Here is a 23812-nt window from a genome sequence, read left to right as displayed (position 1 = left end):
CATAGGGCGGATCCTTCTCATCGCCGATCATCCCGATCGACCCTTCAAAGCCAAGCTGCCGCAGCGATATCCCCGCCTGGGCACCAGCATGACCCGCGCCCACGATCAGAACGTCATAATAACTCATCGACGCACTATCCCCTCACTTCCTGTTGCGGCGTGCTTGGCGCGCTTTCGCAGGGCTGGCAAGCGGATTGTCGCTCCGTGCCGCCGCGACAGGAATGGTGGCCGGGACGGGCCCGGCCACGCATACCTTATTTGATCGCGCCGCCGATCAGCCGGGCGAGGCGCGCGGAAAAGGCTCGCGGATCGATTGGCAGTTCGCCGTCCACGATCCGCGCTTCGTCCAGCAGCAGCCAGGCCGCGTCCTCGCGCAGTTCGCTGTCCTCGGCCAGGGTACCGAGTTTCGTGATAAGGTCATGGCGCGGATTGATTTCCAGCACCGGCTTCGCCGCATTGTCGAGCCGGCCGGCCCCGGCCAGCAGCTTCTCCAGCTGGCGGTCCATCGCGTTGTCGGGCGCGACCAGGCAGACGGCGCTTTCCGTCAGCCGTTCCGATGCGCGGACATCGGACACTTCCTCCCCCAGCACGCCTTTCAAATAGGCGATGAAGCCGTCGACCTCCACCGATGGCTGCCCGGCGGGCGCATCGCCCTCTGCCGACGGGATCAGGCTCAGCTCGGCCAGCCCCTGGGTCACCGACTTGAACGGCTTGCCCTGATAATCGACGCCGGCCGTGACCCAGAAACTGTCCACCTGGTCGGCGAGCAGCAGCACTTCGATGCCGCGGGCGCGGAATCCCTCCAGTTGCGGCGAGGAGGCGAGTCGGTCGAGATCGGCGCCGGTGGCATAATAGATCGCCGTCTGGTTCTCCTTGATCGCCTCCACATAGTCCTTGAGCGAGCGCCATCCTTCGCCTGATGCCGTGCTCTTGAACCGGGCGAGGTCAAGGAGCGCCTCTCGCCGGGAGAAATCCTCGTACAGCCCCTCCTTCAGGACCGCGCCGAAATTGTCCCAGAATTTGAGATAGGCGTCCGCATCCCTGTCGGCCAGCTTGTCCAGTTCGGAAAGGATGCGGTTGGCGACCCCCTTCTGGATGGCGGCAAGGACGGAGCTTTCCTGGATCATCTCGCGCGAGACGTTGAGCGGCAGGTCGTTGCTGTCGACCAGCCCGCGCATGAAGCGCAGGTAGCGCGGCACGATCTGCGCCTCGTCCGTGATGAAGACGCGGCGGACATAGAGCTTCATCCGCCCGGCGCGGTCCGGATCGAACAGGTCGAACGGACGAACGGAGGGGAGGAAGGCAAGGACCGAATATTCGTGCAGCCCCTCGGCGCGATAATGGAGGGTCAGCGCAGGTTCGTCGAACTGGCCCGCCGTGCTGCGGTAGAAGTCGGCATATTCCTCCGCCGTGATGTCGGACCGGGGACGGGTCCAGAGGGCGGCGCCATCCGCGATCTGCTTCTCCTCCGCTTCCGGTCTTTCCTTGAGGAAGATGGGAACGGGGACATGGCCCGACTGCGCGGTGATGATGCGCTGGGCAGTGAACTGTTCGGTATAGTTGGCCGCCTCTTCCTTGAGGTGCAGGACGATGCGGGTGCCGCGAGCCGGGGCCTCCGCCGGATCGACAAGCTGGATGGTATAGCTGCCGAGTCCATCCGACGCCCAGTGCGCGGCGACATCCGCCCCGGCGCGCCGGGAAAAGACGTCCACCTTGTCCGCGACCATGAAGGCGGAATAGAAGCCCACGCCGAACTGGCCGATCAGTTGCGCGCCTTCCCCCTCCTTCGCGCCTTCCCTGGCCGCCGCGACGCGCTCCATGAAGGCGCGGGTGTCCGACCGGGCGATGGTGCCCAGCGCCTCGACCAGCTCGACCTCGCTCATGCCGATGCCGTTATCCTCGACGATGAGCTGGCGCGCGTCGGGATCGAGCGTGACGGTGATGCGCGGCTGGCCGTCCTCCCCGGCGAGTGCGGGATCGCTCAGCAGTTCGTAGCGCAGCTTTTCGCAGGCATCGGCCGCGTTCGAGATCAGCTCGCGCAGGAAGACGTCCTTGTCCGAATAGACCGAGTGCACCATCATGTGCAGCAGGCGGGCGACGTCGGCCTCGAAGGAACGGGTTTCGGGTGCGGTGCCGGTCGTGGTGGTCATGGCAGTATCAAAAGCTCTCCCCAATGGAATCCGAACCGCCAGATGGCGGGCGCAGGTGCGGCTTTCAAGGCCTGTAACCTTTCAAGGCCCGTAAACTCTGCCTGGCCCCACAGGCAGGAAGGCAGGGTGGGGGAGACGGGTCAGCCGCGCTGCCTGGCATCGCACGCCTTGCGGATTTCTTCCCTGGCACGCGTGGCGAAATAGGATGCGTCATCATGGCGGGACACGGGGCTCTGTCCTTTGTCTTTTTTCCGCCCATGATAGTTGGATCGGGCAGGCGCGCCCATCACCCAGCTTAGTGGGAATCGGTCTTTCCAAGGCCGGCTGAAGCAGAAACCCCGGCCGGCCAAACCCGACCCGTCAGGCGGGCACCAACTGGATGACGCGCGGCCGGGCGGGGGGAAGGCCGCCATTTTCCGCTTCCTTCAACAATTTCTCCTTGCGGGCGAGCATTGCGTCGCGAAGCTGGACCAGGTTCACGTCGGTCTTCCGGCATTGAGCGAACATGCCCTCGCCCCGCATTTCTTCTTCATGGACATGGTGCTTGATCTCTTCGGAGAGCACCTTGACCTTGGCATCGAAGAAATCGTCCGAAGGATCGCCTTCCTCTATGTCGTTGACCAGCAGCTTGGCGCCATCGTGCTCGACATAGGCCTCATCCAGCGTGTCATCCTCTATCTTGCCGCGAAAGGCGGGGTAGAAGATCTCCTCCTCGATCATCGTATGGATCTTGAGTTCCAGGCAGATCTCCCGCGCCAGCGTCTTCTTGCGTGCCGATGATCCGGCCCTTTCGAACTGTTCGAACAGATCCTCCACCTTGCGGTGGTCCGCTTTCAGAAGGGCGATCGCGTCAGTGAACTGCTGATTGGCCATGGTCTTCCTCCTCCTTGGATACTCGTTCCGGTGGAAGTCGCCAGCCATGCGTCGGTTCCCGGGGACAGGTTCAAAAAAGCGCAATCCTGCTACCCGGCACACGAAGAGGGAGGATCGCAAGGGTTATCGCCCGGCGCTCCGCCGCAACTTACTCATGTCAGCAGCCCGGCGTTTTGCCGCCTTTCGGGCGAGCTTCAGCGGAACGGCGGAGTCGATGAACTGGTTGCTGTCTGATCGTTCGAGGAGGGGCAGCATGATGGATGACGCACCGCTCACCATGGCGAAACAGGATGATGCGGCGGCGCAGGCCGCAGACAGGCTGGTGGAGGCGAAGGGTGACGATCGACCGGCCGCGCGAAGATCCTCTACGATCCCCCCGGCGGCTTCAGCGCCTCGGCCAGCGAGACGGTCGCGCTGCCCCGCCGCGCGGGCTGGGCCTGGCTGGGATCCGCCTTCCATCCGCTGAGATAGAGGACAGCCATCTGTTCCGCCGTCCGCCCATCACCATCCGCGGCCGCGGCGAAATGCCCTGCGGCCGCGATCAGCGCGTCCCTTCGCAGCGCCGGCGGGCGCGAGGCCAGCGCATTGCCGGCGCCCATTCCCCGCAGATCGTGCATCAGCCGCAGCATATCGCCATAGCGCACCGTCAGCATGTCACCATCCGCCACCGGCATGGTGAAGCCCGCGCGCGCCAGCAGGTCGCCCGCGGATCGCACATCGACCTGCGGGTGGATATGCTGCCCCGCGCGGTCCCCTTCGCCCGCCAGCAATGCGGCGCGCAGCCGGGGCAGGGACCCGCCCCCTGCGAAAGCCGCCAGCATCAGGCCGTCGGGACGCAAGATCCGCCGCATCAGGATCAGCGCGCCGGGCAGGTCGTTGACGCTGTCCAGTGTCCCGCAGGCGATCACCAGGTCGAAACTGTCGTCGGCAAAGGGCAGGGCGTCCTCGTCGGCCTGCACGCCGCCTCCCGCCCTGGCCGCCGCGAAACCGGGGTCGACGCAAACCACGCTCTTGCCCATCGCCTCCAGCGCTGCCCTCGCGCTGCCGTCGGGACAGCCGATCACCAGCACTTCCTTCAACTCGCGCTGCACGTCGCCCAGCCGGTCGAGCAGTTCGTCCAGCATCATGCGATAGAAAAAATCATGCTCGGCAAAGCGCGCCATCATCCGGTCGCGTCGTTTCGCGCGCAAGGCTCTGTCGAAGATGTCGCTGTTGGTCATGGGGCCTTGTGCATGGGCGAAGGAGCGAGGACAAGGGAGATGATGTCCCGCCTCCCGCTGCACAAGAGCGTCCCGCTTCTTAAGACCGTGCTCCGCCCGATTGTCGATTATGCCCTGCCGCCGCGCTGCCCCGGCTGCGGCGAGATCGTGGATGCCGACGATGCTTTCTGCCTGGCCTGTTGGAGCGGTATGCGGTTTCTGGGCGCGCCCTGCTGCGCCAGTTGTGGATTGCCTTTCGAATATGATCAGGGGGAAGGGGCGGAATGCGGTACCTGTCTGGCTGATCCGCCGTCCTATGACAGTGCGCGGGCGGTGCTCGCCTATGGCGACGTCGCCCGCGCCGTAGCGCTGCGCCTGAAATATGGGCGGCGCATCGGCCTCTCCCGGCTCATTGCGAAGCAGATGGTCCGGCACGTCCCTGCCGTCCAGGACCCGGTCATCGTGCCGGTTCCCCTGCACCGTTGGCGCCTGTGGTGGCGCGGCTTCAACCAGTCGGCGCTGATCGCCCGTCATCTCGCGCGGTTGACTGGCTTGCCCGTCGACAGCCATGCCCTCCTGCGCACCCGGCGGACCAGGCCGCTACGAGGGATGACCCCGAAGGCGAGGGCACGGGCGGTCCGCGGGGCTTTTGCCGTGGCGCCGGTCCATCAACTCAAAGACCGGGCGGTTCTGCTGATCGACGATGTGCATACCAGCGGTGCCACGGCGGCGGCCTGCGCCAAAACGCTGAAACGCGGCGGCGCCGCAAGCGTTCATCTGCTGTGCTGGGCGCGGGTGGTGCCGGATGCCACCGATTGACAAACAGCCGCCAAACCACAATTTCGACGATCAAGGAGCAAAATATGGCGAAGGTCGAAATCTATACCAAGGCCTGGTGTGGCTATTGTGCCCGGGCGAAGGCCCTGTTGAGCGACAAGGGCGTCGCATTCGAGGAATATGATATCACCATGGGTGGTCCGAAGCGGCAGGAAATGCTGGAACGCGCCAATGGCGGGGCGACGGTGCCGCAAATCTTCATCGATGGCCTGCATATCGGCGGCAGCGACGACATCGCGACGCTCGACCGGCAGGGCAAGCTCGACGCTTTGTTGGAGGCATAGGCGAAATGCGCGCGGCCATCTTCCAGATGACCAGCGGGATCGATCCTGCCGCCAATGCCGCCGCCATTGCCGATATGGCAGCGCGCGCCAAGGCGGATGGCGCGGATATGCTCTTCACTCCGGAAATGGCGGGCTATCTGGACCGGGACCGGAAAAGGGCAGCGGCGACCCTGCATTCGGAGGGGGATGACCCGGTCCTCGCGGCCGTGCGCGAGGCCGCGGCCAAGCAGGGGTTGTGGGTCCATCTCGGCTCCACCCCGTTGAAAGACGAGCGCAGCGACGGCCGTTGGGCCAATCGCAGCTTCATGATCGACGACAGTGGCGAGATCCGCGCCCGTTACGACAAGATACATCTGTTCGATGTCGACCTGGCGACGGGCGAAAGCTGGCGGGAATCGTCGGTCTATGGACCGGGCGAGCGGATCGTGGCGGTCGATACGCCATGGGCGCGCATGGGAATGTCGGTCTGCTATGACATGCGCTTTCCCGATCTTTATCGTGCGCTTACCAATGCGGGTGCGACGGTGTTGCTGATGCCGGCGGCTTTCACCGTGCCGACGGGAAAGGCGCACTGGCACATCCTGCTGCGGGCGCGGGCCATAGAGGCGGGCTGCTTCGTCGTTGCCGCCGCGCAGACGGGCCGCCATGCCGACGGCCGCGAGACATATGGACACAGCCTGGTCGTCGATCCATGGGGGGACATCGTGCTCGACATGGGTGAACCAGCCGGCCTTGCTCTTGCAGAGATCGACCTGTCGCGCGTAGAGGACGTCCGCGGGCGGGTGCCTGCGCTCGCCAACAGGCGATCCTTGCCCATGGATGTTACGCTATCGTGATCGTTTTCGACCTTAAATGCGAATCCCAAGGACATGTGTTCGAGGCATGGTTCGGTTCCAGCGCCGATTATGAGGATCAGAAGGCGCGGGGATTGATAGCCTGCCCGCTTTGCGGCGATGAACATGTGGGCAAGGCGGTGATGGCCCCCGCCGTCGCGCCCAAAGGCAACAGCCGCCCGGAAATCGTGCCGCAGGCGCCTTCCTCCGATGATGCATCCATCGCCATGGGCGCCGGGGAAGAGGCGAAGATGCGTGAATTGGTGCTCGCGCTCGCCAAGGCGCAGCAAAAGGCGCTGGAGGATTCAACCTGGGTCGGGCGCGATTTCGCGGAACAGGCCCGTGCCATGCATTATGGCGAGCAGGACCGCGCCAGCATCCATGGCGAAGTGGCGCTTCACGAAGCACGCGCCCTGATGGCGGAGGGGGTGGAGGTCGCGCCACTGCCTTTTCCGGTGCTGCCCCCCGAAGCGAAGAATTGACCGCGCCCCATTCGCAGAATAGAGCCGTCGACGGGCACCCGTAGCTCAGCAGGATAGAGCATCAGATTCCTAATCTGAGGGCCATGGGTTCGAATCCCGTCGGGTGCACCACTTCTTTCCAGGAATCGCCAGTGTCCGGGAGATCGGCCGACGGTTCGAATTGCTCACGCGTTATCCGTGGGTTGTGAGGCTGTGTTTGGCTCTGGCGCAACTGGAGACCAGATTGCCCTAATGACGCCGGCGGCCAATGCCCGACATTCGCCGGTCGGTTGGCCGCCCTAAGCGCCGCATCCCGATCACAATGCCGCTCACCGAGATGATTGCCCCGACAATCAACCAAACCCACATCCATATATCCCAAAGGGGCCGTTGACGGATGAGCACATCGAAATCCCAGCGATGCGGCCCATCGAACAGCCAGCGATAGAGGCGGCGGCGAGCGTCCATGTCGCGCAGCACCTCGCCTGTGCGGGGGCTGATATAGACCCAACTGTCATTCATGTCGGCGAAGCGGATGCGCAACACCGGCAATTCCACGCTTCCCTTGGCTTCATACCAATAGGCATCGGACTTGGTGAGCCAGTCGGCCGCTTCCATCCGAGCGTCGGGAACCAGCCGATGGGCGGTGCGGATCAGGCGGCGTGGCTCGAGCTTCACCGGCTTCAAGCTCCGCGCATCGAGGATCGCATCCTGTCCACTCGGTCGGGAGAAGATCAGCAAAGGCGTGCTGTCGGTCCATATCAGCCGCATCTGACGCGCGCCCGCAGCCTCTGGTGTGCTGCCGACATGCTGCCAGTCCAGCGCAGGGGGCATCCCTGCTCCGGCATAAGCGGCACGAGCCGCATCGCTCAGACCTTTGCTGGCGAACCAGCGGTTGGGATCGACGGAGAGCCAGCCGCTGACGATCCATGCGACCAACAGGGTGCCGCCGAGCAACCCCGCGACATGATGCCACCGCTGCCAGCCGCGATAGGGCGAAATCCGCCCGCCCTTGTAGCGGCGGCGCAGCCGCATACGCAGCACCCCGATCCACATGCCGCTGACCGCCCCTATGATACTTGCCCCGGAGGTCCAGAGGATCACCTGCCGCCAGAGCGGCTGGTCCTGACGCAGCGCAGTCGGATAAATCCAATGAGGAACCGATCCGAGCCAGTTCCAGAACCGCTCTGTGCGGTTCGTGTCCAGCACCACAGTTCCGGTGGTCGATGCGACGTAGAGGACCAACCCATCCGGCCGGTCGAGCGTGACCTTCCATAATGGCCGATAGCGGTTAAACCCGCTGCCAACCGTCCATTGATCCCGCTCGATCAGATCCACGGCGGAGGCAGGCGCTTTGCCGAACGCGGCAGCGATGCCGCCAGCCTGGCGAGCCGTGACAGGAGCGACGGCGCGCCCGCTCATTGCCGCCGCCGCCCCGTCGTGCAGCCAGACGGGACCGTCCAACCCTTGTTGCAACACGGCGTCGGCCTGAACACTCCCATGGACCTGCTTCCAGTCGATGGGTGCCAATCCCGCCAGCCGCTCCTGCTGGGTCAGCGACGGGAAAGGCACATACATCATGACGATGCCCGACAGGAACCACATCGCCAGCAACAGGCATGTCACTATGCCCAGCCAGCGATGGGTCAGATACAGCCATCGCTTGCCGCGATGACGCCACCGGGCGCGTGCGTCAGAAATGAGCCGTCACCGAAATGTCGATGGAACGGGGGCGGCCCAATATCCACTGCTCGTCATTATAGGTGGTGGTCGCATAATCCTTGTCAAAGAGATTATAGACCCGCAGGTTCGCCGCGAGATTGGGGGTGAACGCATAGGTCAACCCCGCATCCACCACGGCATAGCCCGGCACCCGGTGGCTGTTGGCGTTGTCCGAGAAGCTCCGGCCGACATAGCGCAAACTGGCATTGGCCCGCAGCGCGTCAATGGGCGCCCAATAGACGGACAGGTTCGCCGCTACTTCAGGCACATTGGGTGGCGTGTTGCCGGTATAGCTGGTGCCGCCGCTGATGAAGTCATCGAAATTAGCGTCCAGCACTGTGCCATTCGCGTCGATGCCGAAGCGGTCGGTCAGTTGCAGCGTCACCGAAGCCTCCACACCCTTGGCGGACCGCTGGCCGATCTGTTCTATGGGACTAGTCGGCGTCTGTTGCGCTACCAGCTTCTTCTTGACGATACGATAGGCCGCCAGAGTGGCGCTGCCCTTGCCATCGAGGAACATGGCCTTGATGCCGCCCTCGACCTGATCGCCGGTCGCGTTGGTGAAGGCGAACTGGGTCGCATTGGTGGTGAAGGTGGTCAGCGTGCCGAGCGGATCGACGCCGGTCGAATATTGCCCATAGAGCGAGATGTTGGAGGTCGGCCTATAGACGCTGCCGATCCGCCAAGTGGTGTTGCGGAATTTCCGATTGGTCGCGCCATTGGGAAAGGCATTGACCTCGCTGGTGCTGCCGTCCGGGTTATTGACGATGTTCCAGCGTTGCACCTTGTCACGCTCGTGCCGGATGCCTGCGACCACCGAAAGCTGATCGGTCAGCGCCAGGCGGTCTTCGGCAAAGACGCTATATTCGTTGGTCCGCGTGCGATAGCGGGGCGCGATGCCCTGCGTGTCGTAGAACAGGCCCGGATCGAAGTCGAAGGGATCGACAGCATCCTCCTGTGGGTCCGATCCGAAATCATTGGAATAAGTGAGCTTGATGAGATTGGCGTCGAAGCCGACGACCAGATCGTTTTTCAGGCCCGCAATCGGCTTGCTGATGCGGATGGTTGCCTGATCGCCATATTGGGTCTGGTCATGGAAGATGCCCAGATTGTCCATTCGGTTGATCAGGCCGGCGTCGTCATTGTAGAAATAGCTCTCCAGATTTTTGAACAGACGCTTGCTGGTAAGGCGATAGGCGGCGTTGGAGAGGGTGATGCCTTCGGCCACCGTCCAGTCGGCGGTCAGCGTGGTCCGATTGTCGCGATAGTGCAGGCTGGCGTCCGCGACATTATAGTTGCGCCGCTGGTTGCCCTTCACCAACGCCCCGTCGATCAGTGGCGTGCCGAAATATTCCATCGGCCGCTGATTGCCATAGTCGTTGCGCAGGGTGAGCGTGAAGCTGTCGCTTGGCCGGAAGCGCAGCGCACCCGAGAGCGCGAGGCTCTTGGAATGGCCACGGTCGACATACCCGTCCGACGCCCGGTAGCTGGCGTCGATCCGGTAGGAGAGCATCTCGCCCAGCGGTCCACCGACACCTGCCGCCGCGCGCCAGCTATCCTGCGAGCCATATCCTGCTTCCGCGTCAAATTCGGTGCGTTCGGCATTGGGGGATCTGGTGATGATGTTCACCGCGCCGCCCAGCGCGCCCTGTCCGTAGAGCACGGAGGCGGGGCCGTTCAGCAATTCGATCCGCTCGACATTCCACGGGTCGGTGGGGAAGGTGATCGTGCCCGCAACCGGGAACAGCCGGACGCCATCAACCAGTTGCAGCACCGAACCCTGACCGGAAAAGCCGCGCAGCGACAGGGCCGTGCCGCCATTGCCCGGATTGGCGGAGGTGGTGACACCCGGTGCACGGGTTACGGCCGACATTATGTCCAGATCGCCGCGAGCGCGGATCGCGTCGCCATCAATCTGCGCGACGCTGGCTGGCGTTTCGAGCGCGGTCAGCCCCAGGCGCGATCCGGTTTCCGTCTCTTGGAGCAATGCTCCCGGCCGAACGCCCGACACGATGATTTCGGCTGAGCCATCCGCGGCGGTTTCCGCGCCGGCCTGCTGCGTCGTGGTGGCGGCCAGCCCGGTGGCCAGCCAAAATCCTACATTTTTCCATTCCATTGCATGTCTTCCCGGCGTCACGCGACATTCGGGTGGAGACGTGCCGCCAGCGACGGTCGGCGCACGTCAGCAGCCGGACGCCATAGAGCGACCGCCACGCGAACCGATGCGGCCTCCACCGCCCGTTCGTCGCTCAAACGGAAAGATACCGTGCCTTGGCCATCCCCTGGACCGGGCAAGAGCGACCAGACGCTGGCAGGTCTCCTGGCTCGCGGGTCATAGCTTGATGCACGGCCTTCCCAGACCTCGCAGGATTTAGCGTCCGGTCCAGTGGCTGCCTCCTCACACTGGAGGAAGCGATATGCATCGCGCTCGCCGCTTACAGTTGCAGGGACAGCCCCGGATTTGGATAGCCGGAGCCATCCTCACCGCGTTCCCTTTTAAGCCTCTTTCGAGGCACCGGCGCGATCATGCCTGGGACGACGAAGCCGTCGTCCCAGGCAGAGGTGCGTTAGCGGGAGGGTCAATGCTCCGCAAGAGCCTAATCTCACGCCGCCGCGAGACCGAGCCAAGGCGAGATGGCCGATATCCGCATGAGAACCAGGCGCTTAACCAGCGACAACAGGACACGGGATATCGCGAGCATGGGCCAGAACCCGGCTGAGTCCGTCGTACAGCCGGATGCCATGGTTGCTGATCCTGATTTTCGCCGTGCCGGGCTGCTAGCCGTCAATCAAGATTGCGGCGCTATCGCGACTGCCGAATGGTCAGACTCGGCATCAACCGAAATTCCGGCTTCCTTGCGCTCGGAATAGCGATCCACAAGTTGCGCCGCATGCGGTCGCATAAGTACCGTAAAGCGGACCAATTCCTCCATCACATCGACGATGCGCTCGTAGTAGCTCGACGCCCGCATCCGGCCGTCTTGGTCGAACTCCTTGTAAGCCATCGCCACCGACGACTGGTTGGGGATCGTGAACATCCGCATCCAGCGACCCAGCAGGCGCAGCGTGTTGACGGCATTGAACGACTGGGAGCCGCCGGACACCTGCATGACTGCAAGCGTCCGCCCTTGCGTCGGCCGCATCCCGCGAATCTGGAGCGGCAGGTGGTCGATCTGCGTCTTCATGATGCCGCTGATCTGGCCGTGCCGCTCCGGGCTGCACCAGACCATGCCTTCCGACCACAGCGCATGCTCGCGCAATTCATGCACCGCAGGGTGATCGTCTTCCGCCACCTGATCTGGCAGCGGCAGGTCGCTGGGATCGAAGATCCGCGTCTCAGCACCGAAATATTGCAGCAGGCGGGCGGCCTCTTCCACGGCGAGGCGAGAGAAGGAGCGCTCTCGCAGCGAGCCGTAGAGCAGTAGAAAGCGCGGAGGCGGTTGGTCCGGGCCGAGGCCAGCGGCGGGACGAGCCAGCGCAAAGGCCTTGTCCAAGGCAGGCAGATGATCGGGGGCGGTGAGTTCACGCAATCTCATGCGGCAATGGCTTTCTCATACCAGGGACGGGTTCGCTTTACCAAGGCGACGATCGACAGCATCACCGGCACTTCGACTAGCACGCCTACGACCGTTGCCAGCGCGGCGCCGGAGGTGAGCCCAAAGAGGCTGATGGCGGCGGCCACAGCCAGTTCGAAGAAGTTGGAGGCGCCGATCAGCGCCGAAGGGCCGGCGACGCACCACGCCACGCCGAAACGGCGGCTGAGCCAGTAGGCGATGCCGGCGTTGAGATAGACCTGAAACAGGATCGGCACGGCAATCAGCGCGATCACCAGCGGTTGCCGGATGATCTGCTCACCCTGGAAGCCGAACAGCAGCACCAGCGTCAGCAGCAGGCTGGCAAGGCTGATCGGGCTGATGGCGGACAGGAAATGCTGAAGTCCCTTCTCGCCGCCGCGAAGAAGCGCTCGGCGGAGCAGTTGGGAGATGATAACCGGGACGACGATGTAGAGCCCCACCGACAGCGCCAGTGTGTTCCACGGCACGGTGATTGATGCCACTCCCAACAGCAGGCCGACGAGCGGTGCGAAGGCAAAGATCATGATCAAGTCGTTCAGTGCCACCTGGCTCAATGTGTAGTTCGGCTCACCGTCGACAAGGTTCGACCAGACGAAGACCATTGCCGTGCATGGCGCTGCGGCCAGCAGGATCAGGCCCGCAATATAGGACGAGGATGCGCCTGCCGGCAGCATCGGGACGAACAAATAGCGGAGGAAGAACGTCCCGAGCAGCGCCATCGAGAATGGCTTGATCGCCCAGTTCACCACAAGGGTGACGCCGATGCCCCGCCAGTGTTGCCGAAGGCTATGCAGCGCGCCGAAATCGACCCGCAGCAGCATCGGGATGATCATCAACCAGATCAGCCCCGCAACGACGAGGTTGACGTTGGCGATCTCCAGCGCTGCGATGGTCTCGAAGGCGCTCGGGAGCAAATGGCCAAGACCGATCCCGATCGCGATGCACAGGGCCACCCACAGCGAGAGATAGCGTTCGAACAGCGACATGGTCGTCAGTCCTTCCCGGAAGCAGCCGGCGCGGTCGCGATGCCGCCGCCCAAGGGAAGCTGCATGTAAACCGTGTCGAGCCAGCGGCCTGCCTTCCAGCCCATGCCGGTGAGGCGACCGACATGCTCAAAACCGCAGGACGCGTGGAGCGCTACGGAGGCAGGTTCACCCCCGCCGATGACGGCGACCATCTGCCGGAAGCCATGGGCTTCAGCGGCCTTCAGCAAGGCCATGAGGAGCAGCTTGCCGATGCCGCTACCGCGCCTGTCGTGCGCCACGTAGATGCTGTTCTCGCAGGCATAAGCGTAGGCCGGCCGATCGCGGAACTGCGTGGCATAGGCATAGCCCACGACCTCAGATCCATCGCAGGCAACAAGGAATGGCCAGTCTCGTCCGGTCAGCGTTCGTATCTTGGCTTCGGTCTCCTCTTCGGTCGGTGGCACGATTTCGTAGGTCGCCGTGCCGTGCAAGACGTGATGCGCGTAGATGGCGGCAATGGCACCGGCATCGCCGATCGTTGCGTCGCGAACCGAAAGGGTCATCGCCTCGTCGCTTCCACGACTTCGCCGTCTTCCTTGACAAATGGGCAGCGCTGCCCGGCCGGCAGCAGATCCAGGACTTCTTCGGAAGGCCGGCAGAGCTTCACACCCAGCGGAGACACCACCAGCGGACGGTTGATGAGGACGGGATGCTCCATCATCGCGTCGATCAGCGCGTCATCGGCCAGGCTTTCGTCGCCCAGGCCCAGTTCGGCAAAAGGCGTGCCTTTCTCGCGCAGCAGGGCGCGCGGGGTGATGCCGGCCCGATCCATGAGTTGCACCAGGAGCGCGCGGCTTGGCGGCGTCTTCAGATACTCGACCACATGGGGTTCGATGCCCGCATTGCGGATCATGGCCAGGGCATTGCGAGAGGTTCCGCAAAGCGGGTTATGGTAGATCACGATATCGGTCATCATTGCCTCTTCAGCAGCAGATAAGTTCGGCCAGCAGCGGCTCGCACAGTTCGGCGCGTCCCTGGCAGCAATCCTTGGCCAGATAGACCATCAGTCCGCGCAACGCGTCGAGATTGGCGCGCTGGATTTGTTGGCGGCCACGCTTCTCCGACAGTACCAGTCCAGCTTTCACCATGACGGCGAGGTGCGTTGAGAAGGTGCTCTGGGTCAGGCCGGAGGCCTCGACCAGCTCGCCGGTCGACAGGCCGTCAGGCTCATGTCGGATCAGCAGCCGAAACGCATCAAGACGCGTGGGATGGCCAAGAGCCGAGAGGACCGAAAGTGCTTCGCTGGTGTCCATTCATCGTAATTATCCGATGCATTTGGCCTCGTCAAGGATGCATCGAATATTTCCGATCAGTTCCCCAATTATCCGGTCAGTGACAGTATGGATCAGCCTCAAAATTGAAGGCGCATTCTGGAATCGGCTAATTCTGGGCAACCGAATTGCAAAAGCGGACCGACCGGACCTGGGAACGGAAAATCAGGAACTGGAGCAACTTGCGGAATTTGCCCTCGTCGGACGCGGGCGATTGCTGCGGGCGGGAAGTGCTCTCATGCGGCGCCGACAGGGCGCCGTCGTCCAAGATTGCAAATTTGCATCGGTACGCCAAATAATGGCGGTGCGGTCGTTACGGCCGGCGGCCTGATCTTCATCGCGGCGGCGACGGACGATTTGTTCAAGGCCATCGACATGAGGACCGGCAAAATCCTCTGGCAGCAGGCGCTCCCCGCCGGCGGTCAGGCGACGCCGATGGTCTATGAGCAGAATGGGCGTGAATATGTCGTCCTGATGACCGGGGGCCATCACTTCATGAAAACGCCGATCGGCGATCAGGTAATCGCCTGGGCGCTCCCTGTCGCGAAGGACGGGGTTCTATGACGCCTTGCCGAGCTGATGGCTGTCGAATGTCTCCCTGGCCTTCCGAAACCGCTCCGCATTCTCGACGATCCATGTCCATAGAGGGACCATCCGGACAAGCAGCTCAAGGCCGGAATCGGACAGCTGATATTCGACGCGAGGGGGCACCTCCTCGAAATCGTGGCGGATCACCAATCCGTCGCGCTCCAACTGGCGAAGGGTGCGGGTCAGCATTCGTTGCGTAACGCCATGCATGCGCCGGCCGATTTCCGCATGGCGCAGTTGGCCGTACACGCCGAGCGTGTGAATGACGCCTAGCGACCAGCGATTGCCGGCATGGGCCAGAACCTCTCGCCGCAATCCGTCGTCGTCGTCTCTCAGGCCGTCGCAAACGGTCTGGGAATATTCGAGAATGTCCTCCGGATTCAATAATCCGGCCCCAGTATCACGCATGTGCCTTCTTTCGCGCTTGTCCATGGATCGCCATATCTAGGCGGCAACCAATGCTGAATAGGTCAGAATTATGAATGATGCAGTTTCCATCGTGAAGTCACGGAACATTCTCGTGCTGGGGGCCGGCGAACTGGGCCTGCCAGTCTTGCGCAACCTGGCGCGTCGCGCAAAGGACGTCGATGGGGCCAGGATCAGCGTGTTGCTGCGCGCCAGTGCCGTCGAGTCCGACGTGCCCGAAAAGCAGCGGGATGTCGCCGAAATCCGTGATCTGGGTATCGAGATCGTCGTGGGCGATCTGGTGACAAGCTCGATCGATGAACTGGCGTCCGTATTTTCGCGCTATGACACGGTGATCGGATGCGCGGGCTATGCCGCCGGGATCAACACGCCCATGAAATTGGCCAAGGCCGCCTTGCAATCGGGCATACCACGTTACTTCCCGTGGCAGTTTGGCGTCGATTTCGAAGCGATCGGTCGTGGCAGCCCGCAGGATATCTTCGACGCCCAGCTCGACGTGCGGGAATTGCTGCGCTCGCAGAGCAAGACCGAGTGGGTCATCATTTCCACCGGCATGTTCATGAGCTATCTGTTCGAACCGGAATTCGGCGTCGTCGATCTGAAGAACAGCGCAGTCCATGCCCTTGGCAGCCTCGACACCGCAGTGACGCTGACCACGCCCGATGACATCGGGGTGCTGACCGCGGAAATCGTGTTTTTCGAACCGACCATCCGCAACGAGATCGTATTCCTTGCGGGCGATACCGTCACCTATGGCGAAGTCGCGGACAAGCTGGAAGCTGCCCTTGGCCGTCCCTTCAGCCGGTCGGAATGGACCGTACCCTTCCTGATGGAAGAACTGGCCCGCGACCCGCAGAACATGATGCGGAAATATCGCGCCGCCTTTGCCCAGGGACGCGGCGTCGCCTGGGACAAGGTCGGGACGTTCAACCAGCGCAATGCCATTCCGGTTACCGACGTGGCGGCGTGGATCGGGTCCAACCTCGCCTGAAGCGATTTCCATGCGATCGGAACCGATCGCGGGCCAGGAAATCGGTGATGACAAGAAATCCGGAGCGGTCGATCTGATTCAGTCAGGTCGACCGCTTTGTTTCCTTGTTTACCGCCATGGCTCAGCCGGAGGTGCTTTGCCGGATGATCAGTTCCACCCCATGTTCGATGCATCGGGGTTCGTCCGAGGTTCGATCCAGCAGCAATTGGGTCGCTGAATAGGCCTGATCGACGACTGATTGCCGGACGGTGGTGAGCGGCGGCCAGATCAATCGGGCAATGTCATTGTCGTCGAAGCCGGTCACCGCGATATCCTGCGGCACCCTGATCCCCATTGTGCCCAACACGCTGATCACGCCGGCAGCCATTTCGTCATTGGCGGCGCAGATGACGGTTGGCCATTGCTTGCGGTCCCTGGCCAGCATGTGGCGGGTGGCCTCCGCTCCGGATATGTAGCTGAAGTCGCCATGGGCGAACAGCACGGAAGACCAGTCGATGCCATGGTGATGCAGTCGTTTCCGGAATGAGTCGGCGCGGATTTCCGAGGAGGCGTGGCCCTGCGCCCCTGCGATATATCCGAATTTGCGGTGGTTGAGGGCGACGAGGTGATCGACAAGCGCGGATATGCCGTCTTCGTCGCGCGAAATCACGGCATTGGTTCTGCCGATGTCGCGCGCCGGCGACATGCGCACGGTGCGCACCCCGCGACGTTCGAGCATGTCGAGCAATTCCTCGTCATCGGCCAGGAGCGGGATCAATATGGTGCCTGCGATCCCGACATTGTCGATAAAATTCGCCATGCTGGCGGCGATATGCTGGTCGTCGGGCGAAAATTCCTCGAAGGTCAGATATGTTCCTGCCTGCCGGCATGCCATCGACACGCCCCGCACCACATCGGCAACATAGCGTGGCCAGGGGTTGCAGTTGATGATTGCCACGAGCAGGGACCGGTCGCCGCGCAGCGCGCGGGCGGCCAGGTTGGGACGAAAATTCAGCTCTTCAATGGCACGCCTGACCCTTAAGGCGGTTCGGTCCGACACGCCTGGCTCACGATTGATCACCCGCGAAACGGTGCGTGCCGCCACACCGGCGAGCGCGCCGACATCGTGCAGCGTGGGTTTGGTATCGAAAGGCATGTCGCGAGCCTTCGCGTAGGCCGGCTTTTTTGTCAACGTTGACTGACCTTTGCCATTGGCTCCAACCCGCCAATGTCAACGTTGACATTTTCGATATTGTCAACGTTGACATGCGCTGTTAGGAAATTGCGCTGTCGACGTCAGGGGCGACAAATTTCACCTTAAAAAAGGGGATGTTCTCGATGAAAATTCGCACGGCCTATGTTTCGGTCACCGCGCTTGCCGCAGCGCTTTCCTTTTCGCTTCCGGCCTTCGCCCAAGCGGGCGCGGGTGCAGCACTGCCGGACGGGGAAATCGTCGTCACCGCGACCCGTAACGAGACGCTTGCGTCGAAAACGCCTGTTGCCCTGACGGCCGTCAGCGGCGACGCCCTGCTATCGGCCGGCGTCACCAACCCGACCAGCCTTGGCGAACAGGTGCCCAATCTGTCGATCGACCGTAATAACGGCCTGCAGATCACCATTCGCGGCGTCAGCAGTTCCGACGGCACCGAAAAGGGTGATCCGTCCGCCGCTTTCATGGCCGACGGCATCTATATCGCCCGTCCTCAGGTCCAGGAAGTCAGCTTCTTCGACGTCCAGCGCGTCGAGGTGCTGCGCGGTCCGCAGGGCACGCTGTTCGGCCGCAACACCACGGCAGGCCTGGTCAACATCATCACGAACAAGCCCAAGCTGGGAGAGTTCAATGGTTCGATCGACGCTACATATGGCAATTTCGACACGCAGCAGCTGACCGGAGTCATCAATGTCCCGGTAAGCCAGGGGATAGCGATCCGCGCCGCGGCCAATTACGATCGCCGCGATAATTATCTGGTTGCCGGGCCGAACTGGAATGCGCGCCTGGACCCGTTCAAGAAGAACTTCTCCGGCCGGCTCTCCGCCCTGTTTGATCTTGGTTCTGGTGAACTCGTCCTGCGCGGCGATTATTCGGCTATCAAGGGTACGGGATACAATACGGTTCCCGTCAGCAACTTCTACGCCGATTATCAGACGACCGGCGTTGACCCGCTGTACATTGCGAATGGCAGCAGTTCTGCGGAAAAGCGGACGTTGAACGCGCCCTTCAGCGGGCCGATCGGTTCCGACAACTCGACCTGGGGCATCCAGGCCGATCTCAGCTATGATCTTGGCCCTGTCACTCTGAACTATCTGGGTTCCTACCGTGAGTTCAAGCGGCACGAAGACGGCGCGTTCCTCGTCGATGGCGGCGGCGCTACCATCGCGAATCCCTATGATGGCAGTTACTGGCAAAACAGTCAGGAGCTGCGCTTCTCGACCAATGGCGACGGTCCAATCAAGGCGCAGGCCGGCATTTATTATTTCAAGGAGAAGTCAGCAATCGCGAGCTACCTGCTTGGATTCCTGACGCCGACGCCCGGCGCCACCGGTTACGCTTTCGGTGTCGAGCAGGATCCGACCATTGCCGAATCCTGGGCTGGTTTCGGTCAGCTGACCTACAGCATCACCCCATCGCTACGGCTCACCGGCGGCATCCGCTATTCGCATGACAACAAGTCGCGTATCGGGCAGTTCGTCCAATGCGGCACGATCGCCTGCGGGCAACCCACCGACCTTAGCACGCCGAACATTGCGCATCGCAAATTCTCCAAGACAACCTGGCGGATCGGCGCGGATTATGATGTGAACGACCGGACGCTGCTTTATGGTGTTATTGCGACCGGATATAAGGCAGGTGGCTTCAACGATGGTTGTGAACAGGGTACGAACAGTGGCTGCACTGTACCCGCCGGAGCGCTCTATTATAATCCCGAAACGCTTACCTCTTACGAAGCGGGCCTCAAGACGCGTTTCATGAACAATGCCGTTCGCCTGAATGCATCGGCATTCCACTATGACTATAAGAGCATACAGCTCAGCCAGTTCTCCGACACGCTGTGTGGCACGCCGTGCCGCGTCACCACCAATGCCTCGTCCGCCAAGATCGATGGCGTTGAACTGGAGGGCGTCATCATGCCGGTTGCGACCAGCAAGTTTGATTTCTCCTTCTCCTGGCTGAACGCGCGTTATGGCTCCTTCATACCAGCGCCGGGATTTGACTGGTCGGGCAAGAAGCTGGATCGGTCGCCGACCTTCGTCGTCACCGCGGGCTATATGCAGACGTTCAATCTCGCCAATGGCGGCAATGTCCAGGCCGGGGTGCGTACGCGGCTTTCGGATGACTATCGCCTCGCTTCGCTGAGCACGGTGAACCAGTTCCGCGTGCCCAGCAATACACGGACCGACCTGCTCTTGACGTACAATGCGCCGGATAACCGCTGGTACCTCCAGGGCTTTGTCCGGAATGTGGAGAACAGCATAGTCGTCACCGCGGCGCAGACCGGCATCTTCGCCTCCGCGCAGCTTGCCGATCCGCGGACCTATGGCGTCCGGGCCGGCGTCAACTTCTGATCCCTGGGATGCCGGGCCTTCGTTCTCCCCCGAAGGTCCGGCAAACATTCATCCAGAATACTTTGGATTGGGAGAGGGCGGTGCCTGCTCATCCAGCCGGTTTCCCCTTCCCCCCTGTTGAAAAGGAATGGCCTTTAATGCGTGCCCTGCTGGCGCTTTCGGCGCTTGTTCTTTCGTCCCCGGTCATGGCGCGTGGCAAGGCAGAAGAGCCAGACCAGAAGGCGGCGCGCCTGGAAGCGCAAATGACCGACGCGGAAAGAATCGGTTTGCTGTCGGCGATCATGCCGATCCCGCTGGCAGGGGTTGAAGTCGACATACCCCCCGGGGTGCCGTTCACGGCCGGCTACGTGCCCGGCATCGCAAGGCTGGGCGTACCGCCGCAACTGTCGACGGACGCCAGTCTGGGCGTCGTCAACCCCGGCCAGCTTCGCATGGGGGATGTTGCGACCGCCATGCCTTCGGGACTGTCGCTCGCATCATCCTTCGATCCCATATTGGCCGAACGGGTCGGCGTGACCATCGGGGCGGAAGCGCGGGCCAAGGGCTTCAACATCCTGCTCGGCGGGGGCATGAACCTGACCAGGGATCCGCGCAACGGCCGCAATTTCGAATATCTGGGGGAGGATCCGCTGCTTGCGGGCATGCTCGCTGGCTATTCCATTCGTGGCATCCAATCGCAGGGCGTCGTCTCAACGATCAAGCATTTCGTCCTCAATGCGCAGGAAACGCAGCGGAACACCGCAAATGCCGTCATTGCCGAGAGCGCGCTGCGCGAGAGCGACCTGCTGTCGTTCAAGATCGGGATAGAGATCGGCCAGCCGGGCGCGGTGATGTGTGGCTATAATCTCGTCAATGGCCAGAAGGCCTGCGGCAACGCGCATCTTCTGGACGATATCCTGAAGGGCGAGTGGAAATATCCCGGCTGGGTCATGTCTGACTGGGGCGCGGTGGGTGACGTATCCTACATCAATGCGGGGCTTGACCAGCAAATGGGTCGCCAGCTCGACGAGCACCCCTGGTTTACCGAGCCGCTCACGGCCGCGGTAGCGAAGAGGGACGTATCGAAGGCCCGGTTGTCCGACGCTGTCCGTCGTGTGCTGCGCAGCCTGTTCGCCATCGGCATTTCCGATGCCTATTCCACCCAGCCGATCGATTACAAAGCCCATGCGAAGACGGCCCTGGAAGCGGCCCGCGAAGGGATCGTCCTCCTCAAGAATGAGCGCATTTTGCCGCTGGCCGCGAGTGCGAAGTCGATCCTGGTCGTGGGCGGCAATGCGGATTTCGGCGTGCTGTCGGGCGGCGGGTCCAGTCAGGTCACCCCCTCGAACGGCGCGATGCGCGTCCTCAAGGGCGGCGAGGGGCCAGTCGAACTGTTCAATCGCCAATCCTATTTTCCCGATGCGCCGATCGCGGCCCTGCGCGCTGCACTGCCCCAGGCCAGCATCAGCTTTCAGACCGGCTATTCGGCTGAAGTCGCCGCCGCCTTTGCCGCGCGTGCCGATATGGTGATCCTCTTTGCGACCAAATGGGAAGGCGAGTCCTACGATTCCGGGTCCTTGTCCTTGCCGCAGGGGCAGGAGGATCTGATCCGGACGATCGCTGCCGCCAATCCCAATCTTGTCGTCGTTCTGGAAACAGGCAATCCGGTGACGATGCCCTGGCTCGACAAGGCGAAGGCGGTCGTTCAGGCTTGGTATCCGGGGCAGGAAGGCGGACAGGCGATAGCGGATATATTGACGGGGCGGGTCAATCCGTCCGGTCACTTGCCGATGACCTATCCAGCTTCGCTTGATCAATATCCCCGCCGCGCATTGCCGGGCCTGGGCCTGCCGGACAAGACGCCGGTGGAGGTCGATTACAGCGAAGGCGCGGATGTGGGCTATCGTGCCTTTGCCCGCTCGGGAGAAAAGCCGTTATTCCCGTTCGGCCATGGCCTGAGCTACAGCAAGTTCAGCCTGTCCGGACTGTCTGCGGTCAGGGGAGAGAAGCTCCGGCTGAGCTTCACGATCAGGAATGTCGGCGACCGGGCAGGGGCCGATGTGCCGCAACTCTATATGGTGGGGCGCAATGGCGAAAGGCTGCAACGCCTGATCGGGTTTCAGAGGGTCATGTTGAATCCGGGGGAAAGCAAGGCGATCACGCTGACGGTCGATGACCGCCTGCTGGCGAACTGGGGGGACGGCCAGTGGTCGATGCCTGCCGGCAGTTATAGCTTCGCACTTGGCGAGGACGCCGAAAGGCTGGAAAAGCCGGTCACGATCCGCCTGCGCGAAAAGCACTGGAAGGATTGAAGGCGATCGAGTTGTGCGTCGAACGCGCCGTCGATGGTGCGCATGGGCGCTTCAGTCTCGCGTCGTTCCAATGAATGTAGGACTCGACTTCATCAAAAAAATCGACAAAATACGTATTATTGCATGAACTATCGCTCAAATGTGGGGGAATTGAAATTCATCGATATGATGTGATGTCGACGATGAACGCGGATTGACCTGGTGATGGCGGATTATCGGCCCGTCGCCCCTGTCCTTGCGCTTCAATCCGTTCCACCCAAGATTGCGGCCCCGCCACGATCGAGCAGACAGACAATGGGATGATGGCATGGGACTTCTGATTGACGGCGTCTGGCATGAGCAGTGGTATGACACTTCTTCCACTGGCGGCCGTTTCATCCGCAAGGACAGCATTTATCGCAATTGGGTCACAGCGGATGGATCCGCTGGGCCAAGCGGCAGTGCAGGCTTTGCTGCCGAAGCCGGGCGATATCATCTATATGTCAGTCTTGCCTGTCCCTGGGCTCACCGCACGTTGATCATGCGGGCACTCAAGGGGCTGGAAGACATGGTCAGCATTTCTGTAGTCAACTGGGTGATGCGTGAACAAGGCTGGACCTTTGCCGATGGTCCGGGCGTGATTCCGGATCCTATTCACGGGGCGCTTTTTCTGCGGGAAATTTATACTGCCGACGACCAGCACTATACAGGGTCTGTCACGGTACCCATTTTATGGGACAAGAAGAACGGGAAAATCGTCAACAACGAGTCTTCCGAAATCCTCCGGATGTTGGGCTCCGCCTTCGACGGTCTTGGAGCCAAGCCGGGCGATTACTATCCGCAACCGCTGCAGGCGGAGATCGATGCGCTCAACCAGCGGATCTACGATACGTTGAATAACGGCGTTTATCGGGCTGGCTTCGCCACTAGCCAGGAAGCCTATGCAGAAGCGCTTGGCCCGCTGTTCGAAACGCTGGATTGGCTCGAAAACAGGCTTTCGTCCCATCGCTTCCTTATGGGCGAACAGCTGACGGAGGCCGATATCCGTTTGTTCCCTACACTGATCCGCTTCGATCCAGTCTATGTCGGTCACTTCAAATGCAATTTGCGCCGGATCGTCGATTACCCGAATCTGTGGCGTTACACGCGTGAGATTTATCATCTGCCCGAAGTCGCCAAGACTGTGAACATGCAGCACATAAAGGGCCACTATTACCAAAGCCATCCGACGATCAACCCGACCGGTATCGTTCCCCTGGGACCGAAGATCGAATATTAGAGCGAGCTTCGATCTGATTGGATCAGATCGGTAATCCAAACTCTCTGTCTTCCGCGATTTCCTGACCAGCGATCGTCTGGAATTGCTCCAGGAAACAGGCAATCGACATTCGGCCCAGGGCATCTTTCGAATGTTTGAAGCAAGTCCTCTGCCTCGCTTCAATTTTCGTGCTTCCAGGACTTCCCTATTCTTTCACGGATTGAGCGATGTGTTCGTGATCGCTTCGAAGGTCTGGGTGTAGTGATGCTGGAGCAGGGTGATCGCGCGATCGGCGTCGCGATTGATACATGCATCGACCAGATCGCGATGTTCCTGCAGTTCATTGCGCTCCAGGACCTGCTCCAGCGCGAGAAGGCGATAGCGTTCCGCGGCGTCGAACAACTGGCCGCTGATCCGCTTGATCCACCGGCTGCCGCACCCGCCGATGAGGGCAAGGTGGAAGTCCTTGTGCCGGCTTTCCCATTCGGAACTTTCGCCCTGGCCCG

23 protein-coding genes, 1 tRNA gene and 1 riboswitch are annotated in these 23812 nt (G+C 62.0%); of the genes, 10 read left to right on the top strand and 14 right to left on the bottom strand.

Going from position 1 to position 23812, the window contains the following annotated elements:
- From MRBLMC3_RS10305 to MRBLMC3_RS10290, 4 genes are all read right to left on the bottom strand, one after another.
- The coding region (locus tag MRBLMC3_RS10305) for an FAD-dependent oxidoreductase (protein WP_363735348.1) at positions 1-127 on the bottom strand (127 nt) is incomplete at its 3' end.
- A 127-nt stretch (positions 128-254) separates the two neighbouring features.
- Entirely contained in the window at positions 255-2150 is a 1896-nt protein-coding gene (htpG, locus tag MRBLMC3_RS10300; RefSeq protein WP_363828258.1) for a molecular chaperone HtpG, read from the bottom strand.
- Between the two features lie 360 nt (positions 2151-2510).
- Positions 2511-3023, bottom strand: a complete 513-nt coding sequence (locus MRBLMC3_RS10295; RefSeq protein ID WP_363828256.1) for a hemerythrin domain-containing protein — start codon at positions 3021-3023, stop codon at positions 2511-2513.
- Positions 3024-3388: 365 nt separating this feature from the next.
- Positions 3389-4243 carry a class I SAM-dependent methyltransferase gene (locus MRBLMC3_RS10290; protein ID WP_363828253.1) on the bottom strand — a complete coding sequence of 285 codons (855 nt, stop codon included), beginning with the start codon at positions 4241-4243 and terminating at the stop codon, positions 3389-3391.
- Between the two features lie 39 nt (positions 4244-4282).
- Between MRBLMC3_RS10290 and MRBLMC3_RS10285 the strand changes: the two genes are divergently transcribed.
- The 5 genes from MRBLMC3_RS10285 to MRBLMC3_RS10265 all read left to right on the top strand — a co-directional run bounded on the left by MRBLMC3_RS10285 (position 4283) and on the right by MRBLMC3_RS10265 (position 6769).
- Complete coding sequence (locus MRBLMC3_RS10285; RefSeq protein ID WP_363828250.1) at positions 4283-5041, top strand: ComF family protein; 759 nt, start codon at positions 4283-4285, stop codon at positions 5039-5041.
- A 44-nt stretch (positions 5042-5085) separates the two neighbouring features.
- Complete coding sequence (gene grxC, locus MRBLMC3_RS10280) at positions 5086-5343, top strand: glutaredoxin 3 (protein ID WP_133653758.1); 258 nt, start codon at positions 5086-5088, stop codon at positions 5341-5343.
- A gap of 5 nt (positions 5344-5348) precedes the next feature.
- Positions 5349-6179, top strand: coding sequence for a carbon-nitrogen hydrolase family protein (locus MRBLMC3_RS10275; RefSeq protein ID WP_133653759.1), 831 nt, complete (start codon positions 5349-5351; stop codon positions 6177-6179).
- Positions 6176-6658: a DUF1178 family protein gene (locus tag MRBLMC3_RS10270; RefSeq protein WP_363828246.1), complete on the top strand. Its 483-nt coding sequence runs from the start codon at positions 6176-6178 to the stop codon at positions 6656-6658. The genes MRBLMC3_RS10275 and MRBLMC3_RS10270 overlap by 4 nt, the downstream gene beginning before the upstream one ends.
- Before the next feature lie 34 nt (positions 6659-6692).
- Positions 6693-6769 (top strand) — tRNA-Arg (locus MRBLMC3_RS10265).
- 117 nt (positions 6770-6886) lie between these two features.
- Here MRBLMC3_RS10265 and MRBLMC3_RS10260 read toward each other — a convergent pair.
- From MRBLMC3_RS10260 to MRBLMC3_RS10230, 7 genes are all read right to left on the bottom strand, one after another.
- Positions 6887-8263 carry a hypothetical protein gene (locus MRBLMC3_RS10260; protein WP_363828243.1) on the bottom strand — a complete coding sequence of 459 codons (1377 nt, stop codon included), beginning with the start codon at positions 8261-8263 and terminating at the stop codon, positions 6887-6889.
- Positions 8264-8330: 67 nt separating this feature from the next.
- A complete protein-coding gene (locus tag MRBLMC3_RS10255) occupies positions 8331-10475 on the bottom strand; it encodes a TonB-dependent receptor (protein WP_363753582.1) in 2145 nt (714 codons plus the stop codon).
- A 177-nt stretch (positions 10476-10652) separates the two neighbouring features.
- A riboswitch (cobalamin riboswitch) is annotated at positions 10653-10894 on the bottom strand.
- Between the two features lie 254 nt (positions 10895-11148).
- Positions 11149-11895, bottom strand: coding sequence for an arsenical resistance protein ArsH (gene arsH, locus MRBLMC3_RS10250; protein ID WP_363828240.1), 747 nt, complete (start codon positions 11893-11895; stop codon positions 11149-11151).
- Positions 11892-12920 (bottom strand): ACR3 family arsenite efflux transporter, encoded by a 1029-nt coding sequence (arsB, locus tag MRBLMC3_RS10245; protein WP_363753588.1) that lies wholly within the window; start codon positions 12918-12920, stop codon positions 11892-11894. Before arsB ends, arsH begins: the two co-directional genes overlap by 4 nt.
- Positions 12921-12925: 5 nt before the next feature.
- Positions 12926-13462 carry a GNAT family N-acetyltransferase gene (locus tag MRBLMC3_RS10240; RefSeq protein ID WP_363735851.1) on the bottom strand — a complete coding sequence of 179 codons (537 nt, stop codon included), beginning with the start codon at positions 13460-13462 and terminating at the stop codon, positions 12926-12928.
- A complete protein-coding gene (arsC, locus tag MRBLMC3_RS10235; protein WP_363735861.1) occupies positions 13459-13872 on the bottom strand; it encodes an arsenate reductase (glutaredoxin) in 414 nt (137 codons plus the stop codon). Before arsC ends, MRBLMC3_RS10240 begins: the two co-directional genes overlap by 4 nt.
- Positions 13873-13882: 10 nt before the next feature.
- Complete coding sequence (locus tag MRBLMC3_RS10230) at positions 13883-14212, bottom strand: ArsR/SmtB family transcription factor (protein WP_363735852.1); 330 nt, start codon at positions 14210-14212, stop codon at positions 13883-13885.
- Positions 14213-14500: 288 nt separating this feature from the next.
- Here MRBLMC3_RS10230 and MRBLMC3_RS10225 point away from each other — a divergent pair, with 288 nt between their 5' ends.
- A complete protein-coding gene (locus tag MRBLMC3_RS10225) occupies positions 14501-14794 on the top strand; it encodes a hypothetical protein (RefSeq protein WP_363828237.1) in 294 nt (97 codons plus the stop codon).
- Here the strand turns inward: MRBLMC3_RS10225 and MRBLMC3_RS10220 are convergent.
- A complete protein-coding gene (locus MRBLMC3_RS10220; RefSeq protein WP_363828234.1) occupies positions 14789-15250 on the bottom strand; it encodes a winged helix-turn-helix transcriptional regulator in 462 nt (153 codons plus the stop codon). The two genes, MRBLMC3_RS10225 and MRBLMC3_RS10220, sit on opposite strands and share 6 nt — an antisense overlap.
- Before the next feature lie 67 nt (positions 15251-15317).
- On the opposite strand from MRBLMC3_RS10220, the gene MRBLMC3_RS10215 reads away from it, so the two are divergent.
- Positions 15318-16235, top strand: a complete 918-nt coding sequence (locus tag MRBLMC3_RS10215; RefSeq protein WP_363828231.1) for an aromatic alcohol reductase — start codon at positions 15318-15320, stop codon at positions 16233-16235.
- A gap of 121 nt (positions 16236-16356) precedes the next feature.
- Here the strand turns inward: MRBLMC3_RS10215 and MRBLMC3_RS10210 are convergent, their stop codons facing one another.
- Positions 16357-17370, bottom strand: coding sequence for a LacI family DNA-binding transcriptional regulator (locus tag MRBLMC3_RS10210; RefSeq protein ID WP_363828228.1), 1014 nt, complete (start codon positions 17368-17370; stop codon positions 16357-16359).
- Positions 17371-17552: 182 nt separating this feature from the next.
- On the opposite strand from MRBLMC3_RS10210, the gene MRBLMC3_RS10205 reads away from it, so the two are divergent.
- The 3 genes from MRBLMC3_RS10205 to MRBLMC3_RS10195 all read left to right on the top strand — a co-directional run bounded on the left by MRBLMC3_RS10205 (position 17553) and on the right by MRBLMC3_RS10195 (position 23327).
- Positions 17553-19778 carry a TonB-dependent receptor gene (locus MRBLMC3_RS10205; protein ID WP_363828225.1) on the top strand — a complete coding sequence of 742 codons (2226 nt, stop codon included), beginning with the start codon at positions 17553-17555 and terminating at the stop codon, positions 19776-19778.
- A gap of 137 nt (positions 19779-19915) precedes the next feature.
- Positions 19916-22069, top strand: a complete 2154-nt coding sequence (locus MRBLMC3_RS10200; RefSeq protein WP_363828222.1) for a beta-glucosidase family protein — start codon at positions 19916-19918, stop codon at positions 22067-22069.
- Between the two features lie 307 nt (positions 22070-22376).
- On the top strand, positions 22377-23327 hold the full coding sequence (locus MRBLMC3_RS10195; protein WP_363828220.1) for a glutathione S-transferase family protein: 951 nt from the start codon (positions 22377-22379) through the stop codon (positions 23325-23327).
- A gap of 192 nt (positions 23328-23519) precedes the next feature.
- Here MRBLMC3_RS10195 and MRBLMC3_RS10190 read toward each other — a convergent pair.
- Positions 23520-23812 (bottom strand): FCD domain-containing protein (locus tag MRBLMC3_RS10190; RefSeq protein ID WP_363828217.1); only part of this gene is annotated, 293 nt, incomplete at its 5' end.

This window comes from Sphingobium sp. LMC3-1-1.1 (assembly GCF_040676285.1).
Lineage (GTDB): Bacteria > Pseudomonadota > Alphaproteobacteria > Sphingomonadales > Sphingomonadaceae > Sphingobium.
This window is presented reverse-complemented; position numbering and strand designations above follow the sequence as displayed.